This is a genomic window from Chromobacterium fluminis, assembly GCF_011602385.1.
GTDB lineage: Bacteria > Pseudomonadota > Gammaproteobacteria > Burkholderiales > Chromobacteriaceae > Chromobacterium > Chromobacterium fluminis.
Map to the genome: position 1 here is coordinate 65,979 of NZ_JAAOMA010000008.1, position 15,325 is coordinate 81,303.

At 63.6% G+C, this 15,325-nt stretch carries 11 protein-coding genes; 7 read left to right on the top strand and 4 right to left on the bottom strand.

What is annotated here, in order from left to right; genetic code table 11:
* Window positions 1-100 precede the first annotated feature (100 nt).
* Complete coding sequence (locus tag HA052_RS07765) at window positions 101-472, bottom strand: DUF1484 family protein (RefSeq protein WP_166451483.1); 372 nt, start codon at window positions 470-472, stop codon at window positions 101-103.
* A 988-nt stretch (window positions 473-1,460) separates the two neighbouring features.
* Between HA052_RS07765 and HA052_RS07770 the strand changes: the two genes are divergently transcribed.
* Genes HA052_RS07770 through HA052_RS07790 form a run of 5 tightly spaced genes read left to right on the top strand, consistent with a single transcriptional unit; the run spans window position 1,461 to window position 4,977 of the window.
* Window positions 1,461-2,486, top strand: a complete 1,026-nt coding sequence (locus tag HA052_RS07770; protein ID WP_166451484.1) for a lysophospholipid acyltransferase family protein — start codon at window positions 1,461-1,463, stop codon at window positions 2,484-2,486.
* Window positions 2,473-2,730 (top strand): phosphopantetheine-binding protein, encoded by a 258-nt coding sequence (locus HA052_RS07775; RefSeq protein ID WP_166451485.1) that lies wholly within the window; start codon window positions 2,473-2,475, stop codon window positions 2,728-2,730. The genes HA052_RS07770 and HA052_RS07775 overlap by 14 nt, the downstream gene beginning before the upstream one ends.
* The gene (locus HA052_RS07780; RefSeq protein ID WP_166451486.1) at window positions 2,727-3,521 is read left to right on the top strand and encodes a CPBP family glutamic-type intramembrane protease; all 795 of its coding nucleotides are present in this window, start codon (window positions 2,727-2,729) and stop codon (window positions 3,519-3,521) included. The genes HA052_RS07775 and HA052_RS07780 overlap by 4 nt, the downstream gene beginning before the upstream one ends.
* Window positions 3,518-4,288: a S49 family peptidase gene (locus HA052_RS07785; RefSeq protein WP_166451487.1), complete on the top strand. Its 771-nt coding sequence runs from the start codon at window positions 3,518-3,520 to the stop codon at window positions 4,286-4,288. Before HA052_RS07780 ends, HA052_RS07785 begins: the two co-directional genes overlap by 4 nt.
* Before the next feature lie 50 nt (window positions 4,289-4,338).
* Complete coding sequence (locus tag HA052_RS07790) at window positions 4,339-4,977, top strand: hypothetical protein (RefSeq protein ID WP_166451488.1); 639 nt, start codon at window positions 4,339-4,341, stop codon at window positions 4,975-4,977.
* A gap of 111 nt (window positions 4,978-5,088) precedes the next feature.
* Here HA052_RS07790 and HA052_RS07795 read toward each other — a convergent pair whose 3' ends face one another.
* Entirely contained in the window at window positions 5,089-6,252 is a 1,164-nt protein-coding gene (locus tag HA052_RS07795; protein WP_166451489.1) for a histidine decarboxylase, read from the bottom strand.
* A 289-nt stretch (window positions 6,253-6,541) separates the two neighbouring features.
* Window positions 6,542-6,814: a phosphopantetheine-binding protein gene (locus tag HA052_RS07800; protein ID WP_166451490.1), complete on the bottom strand. Its 273-nt coding sequence runs from the start codon at window positions 6,812-6,814 to the stop codon at window positions 6,542-6,544.
* Window positions 6,815-6,938: 124 nt separating this feature from the next.
* Between HA052_RS07800 and HA052_RS07805 the strand changes: the two genes are divergently transcribed.
* Together HA052_RS07805 and basC are read left to right on the top strand one after the other, a co-directional pair.
* A complete protein-coding gene (locus tag HA052_RS07805) occupies window positions 6,939-11,306 on the top strand; it encodes an amino acid adenylation domain-containing protein (RefSeq protein ID WP_166451491.1) in 4,368 nt (1,455 codons plus the stop codon).
* 86 nt (window positions 11,307-11,392) lie between these two features.
* Complete coding sequence (gene basC / locus HA052_RS07810) at window positions 11,393-12,709, top strand: putative histamine N-monooxygenase (protein ID WP_166451492.1); 1,317 nt, start codon at window positions 11,393-11,395, stop codon at window positions 12,707-12,709.
* A 350-nt stretch (window positions 12,710-13,059) separates the two neighbouring features.
* Here the strand turns inward: basC and HA052_RS07815 are convergent, their stop codons facing one another.
* Window positions 13,060-15,216: a condensation domain-containing protein gene (locus HA052_RS07815; RefSeq protein ID WP_166451493.1), complete on the bottom strand. Its 2,157-nt coding sequence runs from the start codon at window positions 15,214-15,216 to the stop codon at window positions 13,060-13,062.
* Window positions 15,217-15,325 lie beyond the last annotated feature (109 nt).

Below are 15,325 nucleotides of genomic sequence, written 5' to 3' on the forward strand. Positions count from 1 at the left end.
GAATGGCTAGACTATGTTTTCATCATGGTGCGTGGGGCAAGCCCGCGTGGTCCAAGCATGAGCATGGAAACGCCGCAGCTCCGCTGCGGCGTTTCCACATCTACATCACCGAGCCAATTAGTCTGTGGCTGGTTTGTAGTTCTTGCCGCACGGGTTCCAGCAGGGTCACGATTTGGTCACAGTTCAGCGTGCTGTCTTCCGGGCAGCTTTGCAGCAGGGTCAGCAGTGCGTGCAGGCTTTGGTTGGCGTAGTGGAGGTGCATGGTGCCGCGGGTGATGCTTTCGTCCACGTCCAGGTAGCGCTGGTCCAGTTGTTGGCTCAGTGTTTCCAGTTCCGGCCGGCCTTGGGCGTTGACGCGCAGCGCTGTCAGCAGGTCTTGCAGTTGTTGCAGGACGGGGGTGGCGTTGGCGGTGATGGCTTCCGCCAAGGCGTTGGGGTCGGGATTGGCTTGGTGGATATTCAATATATTCATTATGGCCTCCACAAACATTTGCTTAAGGAAGCCTGCGCGGCACGCATGGGAGGCGTGGGCAGGCGCATGACAAAGTGGGAGGACCGGAACACGTACGGCAGCCCCGGAGGGCTCAATGCCATGCGCCCGCCCGGTTGTGGCAGACGCATGGACGTAGCAAGTCGCAGCCATGCGGCTTGCTAGCGTGTTCAAAACGGGCCTCCCAGCCCATGGCTGCGTTATTTGGCGCAGCGCATGGGCAGAGTAAGGGGGGAAGACAGGGGCGTCAAGGTGAGGGCATGTGGATTGAGGAGATTAAAGCGGCAGTGTTCGCGTTTTCTGCATGGTTGGATAAGTCTAGGTTTTGGCCGTGTTGCATTTTCCCACCATCATAACTCTTGCGATTAAGCCATGCAGGGGATGGGATTATGGCGATAGGCTTGCGGCAGATAGTTGAATGATATTGGTATTTTTTGTGGCCGGTCAGATTAAGCTGGCAGGCTATTCCCTTAATAAGTGCTGTGCTTCAGCGCTATTATGCAATAGCTTGTTTTTGCTGAGTTAAATTTTATTTTCCATGTTGTTGGTATTTTTGGTCCGTGTTGGAATTATAAAATTTTATTTGGAGATGAATTTTTCTAATGGTGTGGGTGGCTTTATTTAAACTTTATGGGTGAGGGAGATTTTGAGGGAGGTGTTGAATTGACACTTGGAGAAATGTGGGCGCAGAGTGCTGATTGCCTGCGCTTCTAGCAGGTTTGTTGATTTCAACGCTTTTTATTTGGAGAGCACTCATGCCATTAAGCAAACCAGCAAGCCCGGCTAAACCGCCTGCCGTAAAGGTGTTGATTGGTGGAAAAGTGGTTTTGGTGTCCAAGTCCGCCGTTACCCCTGTCCAATCTTCGGCAACATGTTTGATTATTGCCAATTAATCCCGTGGTAAATGGAGTGGGCCCTTTAGATAAGGGCTCACTTTTTATCTGGCTTCGTTTTAGTCAGGGGTTAAATAGTGAAAAATACAAATGCGATATCGCCTGTGCCATCAAGTCATGGTCTTCCTGTTGGCGTGAGTTTTTCAGATTTGATGGGGCTCATTCCCCGTTGGGCTTGGCTGGGCGGCAGGTGGCCGTATTCAATGCAAATGGTGCTGGCTGTGTTAGTGGGCAGTATCTGGACCTTAAAGGCGTTGGCGAATACGGGCAAGGTGAGCTCAACATTGTCCGCCATTTCCCATGTGATGAAGGTCTCGTATTTTCGAGCTTGGCAGATATATTGGAAAACTCAGATCAACCACGCTAGAAACACCCTTGTTTTTTCCACTCTTTGCCGGCTGCCTGGAGATCAATTACTGCGCTGGGGGCGCAAGCATACGCATGTGGATATTCAGACCCCTGAGGGGGCGTCTCCGGAAAAGCCCGTCATTTATCTAGTGGTTTCATTCGCGCTGCACTACTTTGGCATGCTGTTGCCGGTGCGGCAGCAATCTGCCCATGCCAGAAAAATAGCGGTGGTGCAGCCACGCTGTGCTTTAGAGCCTCTACAGGAGATTGGTTTCTATCAATCCTTATCCCTCATGACTGGGCAGCAAATAGAGGGGATTGTCGCTGACCAGCCATTGGTGGCGAGGCAGATTGCCAGGGCGGTGCGTCAGGGGTATTCCGTGGCGATGCGGGTGGACAGCATGCCCACGGAAACCGTGCGCATGGTGGGTTCGCGGCTTTGTGGCAAGGCGGCGATGTTTCCATTGAGCATTTTGGAAATAGCCAAGCGGCTGGAGGTGGATTTGGTTTTGCTCAGCGTGGTGAGGGAGGAGGGTGTGTTTCGTACCACCAGCCATTTGCGTCTTTCCGTGCCGGCTCAGTCCTCGGGCGAGGAACTGGCCGAGCTGGCCTGCCGCATTGATGGCACGATCGGCGCGTTGATTGCCCGCTATCCCGAGCAATACACCGCTTGGCATGCGGTAGCGGAACGTTGGCGCTTGGCGCAGGAGATAGAACAGGCTCTTGCCGATGGAGGCGAATATGGAACTGCGTGAAAAAGTGGCGGCCATTCTGGCTGAGGCGGCGGAGTTGCCGGTGGAGGCCGTTCTTGCCGCGCCGGATGTGGATAGCCTGGGGCTGGATTCCCTGTCGTTGTCCGATGTGCTGTTTGAGTTGGAAAAAGCGTTTCAGGTCGAGATTTCCGATGAGGAGGCCGGCCAGTTGCACACTCTGCTGGATTTTGAGGCGCTATTGCAGCGCAAGCTTGCGGAGGCCGCGGCGGAAGAAGGCTCGATATGAGTCTGCCGTTGCCACGTAGCCGCGAGAGTGTTGGGCTGCTAGGCCTGATAGCCGCGCTGGCCTGGGCGCAGTTGAGCAGCGGGGCGGTGTTATGGGGGCCGGTGTTGCTGGCGGCTTGGTGTGGATGGCGCGTATGGCGGCGGGCGCAGCCCTTGGCGTGCATGGTGTTGGTGCTGGTGTCGGCATGGTTGCTCAACCGCATGCTGCTGTTGGAGTGGCAAGTCTGGCCGCTGATCATGCTGTTGCCGATTCTGGTCACGTTGCTGGTGTTTTGGCGCCGGGACCGGCCGCGTGTGCTGGAGGTCATGCGCATGGGGCGCTTGCGGGCGAAACATGCCGCGCTGGGGGTGCTGGTGGGCTTGATCAGCAGTGGCGTTTTGCTGCTGTGGATGCGTTGGTTCGCTCCGGATTTGCGGGTGCAGGCCGGGCTGATGCCGGCTTGGCCGGTGATGGCCTTGCTGGCGGTGATTCTGGGGTTTGCATTGCTGAACAGCTGGATGGAGGAGGTCATTTATCGCGGCATGGTGCAGGGCGGTTTGGCTGAGGCCGCCTTGCCCTTGCCTATTATCTTGGTCGTGCAGGCGCTGGCCTTTTCCGCCGCGCATTACGCCGGTGGGGTGCCAAATGGCCTGCTGGGCGTGGGCTTGACCTTGTTGTACGGCTTGGCCTTGGGAGGGCTTAGAGTCTGGAGTGGGGGATTGGCTGCTGCCTTTGTCGCTCATGTAACAACAGATGTGTGCATTGGAACCGTGCTGGCGTTTCCGGCGATCCGGATGGAGATCATGTCGTGATATGGCCGCGTCGACCGTCTTGTATTTATGTTTTTTCCATTGCCGGGCCGATTACCGAGGCCAGCGCGCTGGACTTCGCCCTGCGTCTGCGTGAACTGCCGACCCGCAAGCCGGCGGCCTGCGCGGTATTGCTGCGCGTCTCTTCCAATGGCGGCGCGGCTGGTAGTGCGGAGGCCATGATTGAAGCGGTGAATCTATGCCGAGAGGAGTTGGGTTTGCCTATTGTCGCCTTGGTGATGGAGACGGCATTGTCGGCGGGGCTGCTGCCCGCGTTGGCGGCGGACCGAGTGGTGGTCACGCCCAGCGCCACCTTGGGCGGGGCGGGGGCGATAGTGCGTTTGCTGTCCCCGTCGGCGCTGTTGTCGAAACTTGGTGTGCGCTACACCGCTTATGCCAGCAATGATTTGAAAGACATGTTCAGTCATTGTGCCGATCTGGCCCCGGAGGCGGAGCAGGCCTTGCATGAGCTGGTGCAGAAAAACGGGCGGCAGTTCATGACAACCATCCTGGCATGCCGGCCGGCCTTGAGTCCGGAGGGGATGAGCCGTTTGGCGGCCGGGCAGGTGTTCAATGGGGCGGAGGCCGTCGCCTTGGGGCTGGCGGATGTGGTGGGCGGCTTTTACGCGGCGGTGGCCGAGTGTGGGCGTTTGGCCGGCCATGGCGCGCCCTTGCTGCGTTTTGTGGAGCAAGCCCCTGCCGTGCCCGCTGTGACGTGGTCTTCTCTTGATGGTTGGTTGCGGATGGGCAAGCGGTGGCTCAGTCCCTGAGGCCTGGTTCTGGTCTAGCCGCGTGTCTTCTGGCCGCCATCGGCCTAAGCTTGCTGCCGGCCGTCCAGGCCCAGCATGTTTATGAGCTGGACTATCGGCGTATCGCCGATGGCGTCAATCTCAAATACCTGTTCAAGGTCAGCCCGCAAACGTATCCGGACTTGGCATTTCGCCTGGGCTTGTCTCCGCTGGAGCGCGCTTTGTCTTTGGAGGGCAGCACACTGGAGATTCTGACGGCGGCCGCGCCCATCGGCCTGCGGCTGGACCGTTTCGGCTCGGCGGCCGTGCCGATCAGCGCGGCGCTGTACCGCGAGAACCCACCGGTGCGGATTACGGTGCCGGCCAAGGTGGGTTTGCAGCTTGGGGTGGAGGTTCACCTCAAGCGGCACGGTGCTGATGGGGTGGCAGTGGCGCAGCTGGAGCAGGGGCGGCGGCAGTATCAGGCGGCGATGCGCGAGGCCGGCTGGTGGGTGGCGCGGCTGGCGCCGAGTTTGCAGCGGGTGGTGATCCGCATGCCGGCCGGCCCGCCTGTCCGTTGTCAGTTGGAGCCGGTTTCCGTTCAGGGGGCTGGCTGCGTCAGCAATGCGCAGGGGGAATGCCGGTTGCGGCTGGCGGATCTGGCCGCATCGCCCGCTGGCCGTGTGACGTGTCAGCGGGAGGTGGAGGCGGTGTTGCTGGAGGCGGAGTAAATACCTGTTCAAGGTCTGCCGCGCGTTGGGGATGCGAAGGAGGAATTACAGCGAAAAGCCGCCCATTGTGGGCGGCTTTTGGCGTTGCAGCGTGGCGATCGTAAGCCGGCTTTAAGCCGCGCTCATGGCGGCGCCGGCCGGGGCCGTTACGGCGCCCAGGTCCTGGATGATGTCGTCAATCAGGCGGTCCAGCCGCTGGCTGTCGTGGTGGTGGGGCGTGGTGATCAGGTGGGCCGCGCCGCCGGATCGGGCCAGGCCGTGTTTGTCGCACACGGGTTCGGACGGGCTGGGGAAAACCACGGTAATGGAGTTCTGGCAGCGCCAGGCCTGGATGCCGGCGGCCCGGAAGCGGTCTATCGCGTATTGGGCCATGTCCAGGCAGTGGCGCACTTTGCGACGCCATTCCGCCAACGGCCGGCTCTTGATGGCGGCCCACAGCATCATGGGGGTGTGGCCGTTGCGGGAGCCGCTGATGGTTTGGTCTTTGGCGGAGATGTAGTCAATTTCCACGGAGATGCGCGACACATTGCTGCGTTTGGCCAGCACGATGCCGCATGGCATGGGTGAACCTATCATCTTGTGGCCGGACACGCTGATGGAGTCGATGCCGTCGGCGAAGGAGTAGGGCTGGGGGCTGTCGACAAAGGGCAGGATCATGCCGCTGAGCGCGGCGTCCGCGTGCAGGTAGTAGTCCCGCCGCGGGATGCCGGCCTTAGCCAGCTTGTCCTGGATGATGCCGATGTCGTCCACGGCGCCTTTCATGGTGGTGCCGACGTTGACGAAGACGATGGGGTGGCGTTCCTGGTCTTGCTGGATTTTGGCCACCAGGTCGTCGTAGTCGATTTCGCCGCTGGGCAGGGAGTCCACCGCGCGGGATTGGATGCGCAGCAGTTTGATGATCTTGGCCACGGAGTAGTGGCTGTCCTTGGAGTAGTACAGGGTGGCGTCCGGGAAGAGTTCGCGGGCGAGGTAGCAGCCAAACATATTGCCTTCGGTGCCGCCGTTGGTCACGTAGCCCCAGCTTTCGTCAAAGGGGATGTGGAACAGTTCGGCGAAGAAGTGCATGACTTCGCGTTCGAAGTCGAAGGAGTTCAGCAGGTAGTTGCTGCTTTCGTTCCAGTCGCCGCAGTTGTTGATGGAGAAGCGCAGGAAGCGGTGCAAGGGGGCGTAGTCGAAGTCGGCCGATTCCGGGTAAGCAAGATTGAAATATTGGTGCTGCAAGCAGTACTGCCAAAAAGATTCGATACGGTTTTGGTCTAGGGAAGACAGCGACATGGGGTAGCTCCGTGGTTTCTCAGAACCTGCTCACGATCCGCTGCGCGTCGACGGGATAGTTTAGACAGGGCGTTGAGAGCAGCTTCGAAATGCTCATGTACCCTGTGTGCATTCCGCTTTCTCAGCTGTTCTCGCCTTGTCTCGTCTTAGCTCGCAAGATCGTGAATAGATCCTCGGTGGGTGGGTATTACCGGGTGTTTTTCCTTGTTGGCTGGGCGTGGGTTGGTGCCCGGTTTTGTCTGTTTTTGAGGTGTGAGGGCCGGTTCTGCGTGCCGGCCGCAGTCACTCTTTAAGCGCCCGTTTGCCGGGCATCCAGCAGCGCTTCCCAGTCCGCCAGGGTGGGAGAGCGGCTCAGTTCTTCCGTGCGCACGGGGATGCCGCGGGCGTTGAGTTCCGTGGCTAGCGTCATCAGGCGCAGGGAATCCAGGCCGTAATACATCAGGTTTTCCGTGGGGTTCAGCGCCCCGTCTTCCGCTATCAGTTGCCGCAGCCGGCTGTGCAACCATTGGCGCGGGCTGGCGGCCTCCGTTTGCGATGGCTGGGCTAGTTTTTCATTCGTCATGACGATTTCACCTTGATCATTGCATCACGTTAATGGTGTAAATTATAATCATTCGCATTTAGAGATGCCATATGGAGATGAAAGAAATGCAAGAAATCCATTTGTCAATTTTCAAGGGCGTGAAATGAGAGAGCTGACTTCAATGCAAGCGGCCTGCTGGATGGGCCGGGGCGATCATTCGGATCTGGGTGGCGTCTCTGCGCATTTGTATGCGGAGTTCGACGGCCAGGCCATTGATCTGCCGCGTTTGGTGGCCGCGCTGGGCAGGCTGGGCCGCGAGCACGCCATGCTGCGCGCCTGCGTGACGGCGGACGGCATGCAGGCGCTGGCGGCGGCGGATAAGGCGCCTCATTTGGAGGTGGAGGATTTCACCGCCTTGGAGGGCGAGGCGCTGGCTCAGCGCCTGAAAGCCAAGCGCCAGCAGTGGACACATCAGCGGCTTGACCTGGCAAGGGGTCAAGCCGTTCGTTTTTCCATCAGCCTGTTTGGCGCGGGGGATAGCCGGCTGCATGTGGACGCGGACATGATCGCCGTGGACCCGTCCAGTTTCCGTGTGCTGATGGAGGATTTGGCGCTGTTTTACGAAGCCCCGGACGCGGAGACGCCGCCTACGCCGTCGTTCTTTGAGTGGTGCGACCGGGCGCGGGACGAGCCCTGGCTCAAGGCGGCTCGGGAGCGGGACCGCGATTGGTGGCGGGAGCAATTGCCCAATATCGCGCCGGCTCCGTCCTTGCCGCGTCGGGAGGGTCCGGCGGGCGCGGTGTCCAGCCAGCGCTTGTGCGCCTGGCTGGCGCCGGAACAGCGCCAGGCTTTGCGGCGCTTGGCCAAGGCGCAGCGGCTGACGCTGTCCGGCCTGATGCTGGGCTTGTTCGCCCAGGCCTTGGGCGCGGCCACCGGGGACCGGCGCTTCCGGCTGAACGTGCCGGTGTTCTGGCGGCCGCCGCTGCTGGAGGGCGCGGAACGCATCATCGGTGAGTTTGCCAACCTGGTGTTGCTGGATGTGGACTTGGACGCGGCGCCGACTACGGGCGCGCTGTGCCGAAACCTGGCCGCGCAGTTGCTGGAGCGCGCCGGCCATTGCGCTTATCCGGGCGTCAACCTGATGCGGGATTTGTCCCGCCATCACCGTTCGCCGCAGATTGCGCCGGTGGTGTTCACCGCGGCGCTGGATATGCCGGGCGGGGAGCTGTTCTCGGAGCGGGTGCGGCGCGCTTTCGGCGCGATGAACTGGGTGATTTCGCAGGGGCCGCAGGTGGCCTTGGACGCGCAGATCGTCAGCGCGGACGGCGGGGTGTTGATCAATTGGGACATCCGCCTGGACGCCTTGCCGCAAGACTGGGTTGCCCAGTTGTTCAACGATTTTGTGGCGCTGGCCACCGCCGTGGCGGCGGACCCGGCCGCGCTGGAACGCCTGCTGGCGCAGCCGGAGGCGGAAACGCCGTTGACGGTGTTGCAGCAGGCTTATTTGCTGGGCCGCACCGCGCAGCTGCCGCTGGGCGGGGTGGCGATGCAGGAATTCCGCGAATACCACGGCGCCATGGACCCGGCGCTGTTGCGCAGCCGGCTGGGCGAGATGGTGCGGCGTCATGATTGCCTGCGCACGGTAATAGACGTCACGCGCTTGCGGCAGCGGGTCCGCACGCAGTCGCGGGTGAATCTGCGGGAGGTGGATTTGCGCGCCTTGTCGCCAGCGGCGGCCCAGGAGCGGGTGGCGGCGGCGCGCGAGGATTACGCCCATGCGCTGTTTGATCTGGAGCATTCCCCGTGGGAGCTGACGCTGTTCCTGCTGCCGGACGACAGCTTGACGGTGTTTACGCGTTTTGACGCTTTGATCGTAGATGGCCGCTCCATCGCCGCGCTGATGCTGGAGCTGTTCCAGGGCGTGGTGGAGCCGAGCAGGCCGGCCGCCGCCGCAGTGGCCGAGGCGTCTGCGGAAGCCCGCAAGGCGGACGCGCTGTATTGGAAAAACAAGCTGGCCGATTGCAGCGGCGCGCCGCGGTTGCCCTGGCGCAAGCCCTTGGATCAATTGGGCGTGGCGCGCTATGAGCGGCAAAGCCTGACGGTGAGCGCGGAGCGTTTCGAGCGGCTGAGCAAGCTGGGCAACGGCCAACGCTTTTTCAAGAACACCACGGTGATGGCGCTGGTGTTGGAAGTGCTGTCGCATTGGTTGGACGAGGGTGGCTTGTGCGTGGCGGTGCCGGTGGCGCCGCTGCCGTCCGGCGGTTTCTCCAACCGTTCCAGCTTCATCGCGGTGGCGTGGCAGGCGGGGCTGGACAGCCTGGCGGAGCGCGGCCGCCGCTTGCAGGCGGACGTGATGGAAGGCTTGCAGCACTTGGCCTTCTCCGGCGTGGACCTGGCGCGGATGTTGTTTGAAAGCCATGGCCCCGGCCCGGCGTTGCCGGTGGTGGTGACCAATGGTTTGTCGTGGCCGACAGCGGCGGACGGCGCCATGCGCCAGATCGGCGGGCTGACCCAGACGCCGCAGGTGGCGATGGATCTGCGCTTTTCCGCACGGGCGGACGGCGCGCTGGTGTTTGATATCGACTACGCCCGCGACGCGCTGGAGCCGGCCCTGGTGGGCGCGGTGCTGAGCGCGCTGGAGCGGGCCATCGAGCAGGTGACGGACAGCGGCGTGTTCGAGGCTCCGGCCGGGCGGGTGCTGGATTACGGCCATTACCGGCTGAACAGCGTGGAAGCCGAAGCGCGCAGCGAGGATTTCCTCGGCCGCATCGCCGCCCATATTTTCGACCCGGACAACGCCCGGGTGGCGCTGATCAGCGGCCAGCGGCGGATACGCTACGGCGAGCTGGGCGAGGCGGTGTCCCGGACAATGGCGGCACTGAAGGCGCGCGGCGTGAGCGCCGGCCAGGTGGTGGCGGTGTGCCTGCCGCGCAGCCCGGAGCACACCATCGTCACCCTGGCGTGCGCCTTCAGCGGCGTGGTGTGGGTGCCGATAGACGCGGGGTCCCCGGAGGAGCGGCTGCGTTATCTGCTGGACAACTGCCGGCCAAACCTGGTGGTGGCGGCTCAGCCGCTGCCGACCGAGCATGCGCGGGCCACGCCGGAGCAACTGCTGGCGGAGGCCGCGCCGCTGGCCGCGCGCGGCGGCTGGCAGGCGCTGTCCCTGAGCGAGACGCCGGCGTATTACCTGTACACCTCGGGCACCACCGGCAAGCCCAAATGCGTGGTGTTGTGCAACCGGGCCACGGCCAATGTCATCGGCGCTACGCTGGAGCATTGGCAGGTGAGCCAGCGTGATGTGTGCATGTCGGTGACGCCGCTGCATCACGATATGTCGGTGTTCGACGTGCTGGGCAGCCTGACTGCCGGCGCCACCCTGGTGTTGCCGGAGGCGGGCGAGGAGAAGGACGCGGTGCGCTGGAACCAGCTGGTGGACGAGCACGGCGTCACGCTGTGGTGCACGGTGCCGGCCATGCTGGAGATGCTGCTGTCTTGCCGGCGGGAAGGCGGGCTGCAAAGCCTGCGGCTGGTGGCACAGGGCGGGGATTACATCAAGCCGTCCATCATCGCGGATTTGCGCGACGCCCTGCCGGCGGCGCGGCTGCTGTCCTTGGGCGGGCCGACGGAAACCACGATCTGGAGCATCTGGCACGACATCGTCGCTGAGGACAGCGCCAAGGTGCCCTATGGCCGGCCGCTGCCCGGCAACCGCTATTGGCTGCTGAACGAGCGCGGCGAGCATTGCCCGGCCGGCGTGGCCGGACGCATTCACACCGCCGGCGTCAATCTGGCGCTGGGCTATCTGGAAAACGGCGAGCTGACCCAGCACGACTTCGTCACGGTGCGAGACGAGGCCGGTCGGGAGGCGCGGGCCTTCCGCACCAGCGATTGCGGCCGTTACCGCCCGGACGGGGTGATGATGTTCGACAGCCGGGTCAATGGCTACGTCAAGGTGCGCGGGGTGCGGGTGTCGCTGCCGGACATCGAGATGGAGCTGATCAAGCATCCGGCGCTGGCCCATGTGCTGGTGGTGGATGTGGGCGACGAGCGGCAGGGGGAGCTGGGCATAGGCGCGCTCTACGTGGCCAAGCCCGGCGCGGAGGCGAGCGCGGCGGATCTGCGCGAGCACGCGCGCCGCGTCCTGCCGCAATCCCATGTGCCCACGCGCTTCCTGCGGGTGGAGCAACTGCCTTTGTCGCAAAACGGCAAGCCGGACCGCCGTGGCGCGCGCGTCTTGTTGCAGGCGCCGGCCCATGTTCCGGCGGCAGCAGCCGTTGTCGAGGCGCCGGCCGTGGCGACGCGGCACCGGCGCCCGGTGCTGGATATTTATCTGGGCGTGCTGGGGCGTTCCTACCAGGAGCTGGCGGATGAGTTGCTGGATTTCAGCAGCATGGGTTTGCTGCCCCAGCATCTGAAAGCCATTGCGGCGCGCCTGCGGGAAACCTTCGCCGTGGAGCTGTCGCCCGGACAGCTGCTGCGTTGCCGCAATGTGGCGGATGTGGAGCGCTTGCTGGTGGCTGGTCAGCCCTGATCAAACTCACCCCGGGGCGGCGATCCCGCCCTGGGGACAATCGATAGAACCTTTGATAGAACCTTGGGAGTTTTTCGCATATGGAAATGGCGAACGTAGATGTTGCCGGCGTCGGCATCGGGCCGTTCAATCTGGGCTTGGCGGCTTTGTTGTCGCGTCACTCGGACATCAAAGGGGTGTTTCTGGAGCGCAAGCCGGCGTTTCGCTGGCATGAGGGTTTGTTGTTGCCGGGCACCACGCTGCAAGTGCCGTTCCTGGCCGACTTGGTCACGCTTGCGGACCCCACGCATCCGCTCAGCTATCTGAACTATCTGCACCAGCATGACCGCCTTTACCAGTTCTACTACTACGACAACACCCTGGTGCCGCGCATTGAATACGACGATTACTGCCGCTGGGCCGCGCAGCAGCTGCCGGCCTGCCGCTTTGGCGAGGAGGTGCGGGACGTGACTTACGACGCGGACGCGGGGCGTTTCGTGGTGGACAGCGAGTCGGCGTCGGGCGGGATGCGCCGCTATGCCGGCCGCGATCTGGTGGTGGGCGTGGGCACTTCGCCGTGGCTGCCGGCGTGGGCGCGCGCCAGCCGTCACCCGCGGGTGATCCATTCCGCCCAGTTCATCCCCAATCAACAGGCGCTGTCGCAATGCCGGCGCGTCACTGTGATCGGCTCCGGCCAGAGCGCGGCGGAGTGTGTGCTGGCGCTGTTCCGCGAGATGAGCCCGGAGCAGGTGGCGGCCGGGGCGTCCATCCAGTGGATCACGCGCGCGCCGGGCTTCCACCCGATGGAGTTTTCCAAGCTGGGGCAGGAGTGCTTTACCCCGGCTTATATGCAGTACTTCCACAGCATCCCGCGAGAGAAGCGCCGCGAGGTGGTGGCCGGCCAGGGCCTGTTGTACAAGGGCATCAGCTTCTCCACCATCGGCGATATTTTCGATCTGCTCTACGAGCGTTCGATAGGCGGCCGCGAGCCGGGCCTGAAGCTGTATTCCAACTGCGATGTGGAGGCGCTGGAGGAGCAGGGCGCGGACGGCGCGCTGCGCATGACTTGCCATCACCGGCAGCTGGGCCAGCGCTGCCAGCTGGAGACCGACGCCATTGTGGCGGCCACCGGCTACGCCCACGCCTGGCCGCAGTGGTTTGAGCGCTTGAAGGAGACGGTGCTGGCGGTGGACGCGCAGGGCGATTGCATCGTGGAGGAGGATTTCACCGCCCGCCGCCGCGATCAGGGGCCGGGCCGGGTGTTTGTGCAGAACGCGGAGATTTTCCAGCACGGGGTGGGCTCGCCGGACTTGGGCATAGGCCCGATCCGCAACGCGGCCATCATCAATCAGTTGCTGGGCCAGCCGCGTTATCGCCTGCCGCAGCGTTCGGCGTTCCAGCATTATGGTTTGCCGCAGGGGTAGGTTCTAAACAGGCCGGTGGGTATCGGGTACGCGGTTGCCTGAGCGTTAGCGTCGTTTCAAAACACGGCACAAAGATTGTGGACAGGTTGAGCTGTTGGTGGGTATCGCCAGCGGCTCCACCCACCCTACGACGGTTGTTCGTCGCGGTAGGGTGGGTGGAGCGCAGCGATACCCACGCGGGCCGGGGCCTGAGGCGCATCGGATGCGGGGTTTCCTGTGTGCCAAGCTGGTTTCAAAGCACTAAAGAAAGATCGAAAACGGGTTCTGAGACTGAATGAAATGGACGCCCCCGCTCTCGTTTGAGGGCGGGGGCGTCAGGCTTTGCGCGCCGTATCACCGACGCGCAGCGTTTAGCCCAGCAGCTCTTCCAGCCTCCGCTCGCTGGCATCGCCCGCGCTCAATAGCGCGAACAAGCGGTGCAGCGTGGCGCAGATGGCCTCGAGCTGGGTGGCGGAGTAGCGCTCCGCGCGGTAGGTGATGACCAGGCGCAGCGAGCCGTCGTGCGCGTCTTCCATGATCTCGAACTGCAGGCCGAACATGGATTCGCTCTTGTCCGGGTCGATCTGGCGGTAGCGGATCTCGCCGCCGTCCGGGGCCGGCAGCGCGCCGTTGAGCGCGTTGTTGGCGTGGACCTGGATGTAGACGTCGAACAGCAGGCCGTCCGCCGGTGTCATGCCCAGCGCGTTTTGCACCAGCTCCAGCGGAATGTCGGCGTAGGCCATGGAGTCGTTGATGGTCAGGGTCACGTCCTTGAGCAGGCTGCCCAGCGATTGCCGGCGGTCGAAGCGCACCCGGTGCGCCACCATGGTGGTGAAGTAGCCGACGGTGTCGAAATACGCCGCGTCGGTGCGGCCGGAGGAGGAGGTGCCGATCACGATTTCCGGCAGATCGCCCAGCTTATGCAGCGCCAGCGCGATGGCGGTGTAGACCACGCTGAACAGCGAGGAGTCGTGATGCTTGGCGAAGGCGGTGATCGCTTCCTGCACGCCCGGCTCGGGCTTGAATTCCAGCCATTTGGCCTTGAAGCCGGCGGCCTGGACGGGCGCGGCGGCCGGCGCGGCCGGGTCCGGCAGGCGCAGGCCCGGCGTGGCGCCGCGCAGCATGGCGGTCCAGTAATCCATGTGGCGCGGGTTGACGCCCTGGCTCTGCTGCTCCAGCGCGAAGGCGTGGAAGGAGGGTGCCGGGGCGGCCCATTGCGGCGCCTTGCCGGCGGCGCGGGCGCGGTAGGCCAGCGCCAGCTCGTCCATCATCACATTGAGCGACCATTCGTCGATCGCCATGTGGTGGACCAGGAAGGACAGGGTCTGGCGGCCGGTGGCCGGGTGGCGCAGGAAGCGTATCCGCAGCGGCAGTTCGCGGCTCAGGTCGAAGCGGTGGGCGGCTTCGTCCGCCAGCGTCAGCCCTTCGCTCTCCGCACTGCTCCAGAACCACTTGTAGCCGCCGGTTTCCGCCAGCGGCACGATGCACTGCAGCGCGGCGGCGTCTTCTTCATGGAAGGTAGTGCGCAGGCTGGCGTGGCGTTCCAGCAAGTCCGTGAAGGCCAGGCGGAACAGGTTTTCGTCCACCGGGTCTAGGAAATCCAGCGCGAAAGGCAGGTTGAAGATGGTGCCGAAGTCGTAGGCGGCGTAGGCGCGCCACAGCGAGGCTTGCGCCAGCGCCAGCGGGGCTTGGCGGACTTCGCCGGCCGGCGCGGCCTGGCGGCGTTGTTCGCTGACGGTGGCGCGCGCGGCCAGCGCGGCGGCGGTGGGCGCTTCAAAGAAGTCGTTGAAGCGGATCTGGATGCCGTGCTTGCTTTGCAGGGTGCCGATGATGCGGGTGGCCAGCAGGGAATGGCCGCCGAAATCGAAGAAGTTATCGTCCGGCCCCATGCCGGGTTCGGCCAGCACGGCGCGCAGTTCGGCCAGGATGACGGCGGCGACCGCGTCTTGGCCGTCGGCCGCGGGCTGGGCGGCCGCCGGCGGGCGGTAGCCGGTTTCGCCGGCCTGCAAGGGCAAGGGCGTCAGCGCCAGCGGACGGCGCGCGGCGTCCAGTTGCTGATAGCCCTGGGCTAGCGCATCCGCCAAGGCGTTGAACGGCTGGGCGGGGTCCAGGATGGGGTGCAGGCTCAAGGCCAGCACGGCGCTGTGTTCGGTATGAATGATCTGGGCCTGGAACGGCGGCTGCGTCGCCGCGTCCCAAGGCGCCGCGCGCAGCGCCAGCAGGCGCTCGGCCAGCTCGGCTTCGCCCAGGCGCGGGAAGGCGATGCAAGGGTGCCAGCCGTCCACATGGGATTTGCGCAGATCGCCGTCGTCGCTGAACTCGTAGCGGGCGTTCAACTCCGGCCGGGCCTGGATCAGCTGTTGCAGCGCCAGGGTGAGCAGGGCCAGGTCCGTCTGCGGGTCCAGCCGCCAGGCGTTGACGCGGCGGTTCAGGCGTTCCGGGTGTTGCTGCTGCAATAGCCAGCATTGTTCTTCGTGAAGGCTCAGGGACAGGCGCTGCGACGGGATGTCGGGGTGGGGGTGCGACAAGGGTAGTCTCCTTCTGGAATTCAACGGCCAATAATCGTTGCGGGCGGCGACTGGGACGCCTGTTCTCTAGGGTGTCGTCGGGAGATGACGACCCTGGGAATGGGTGCGG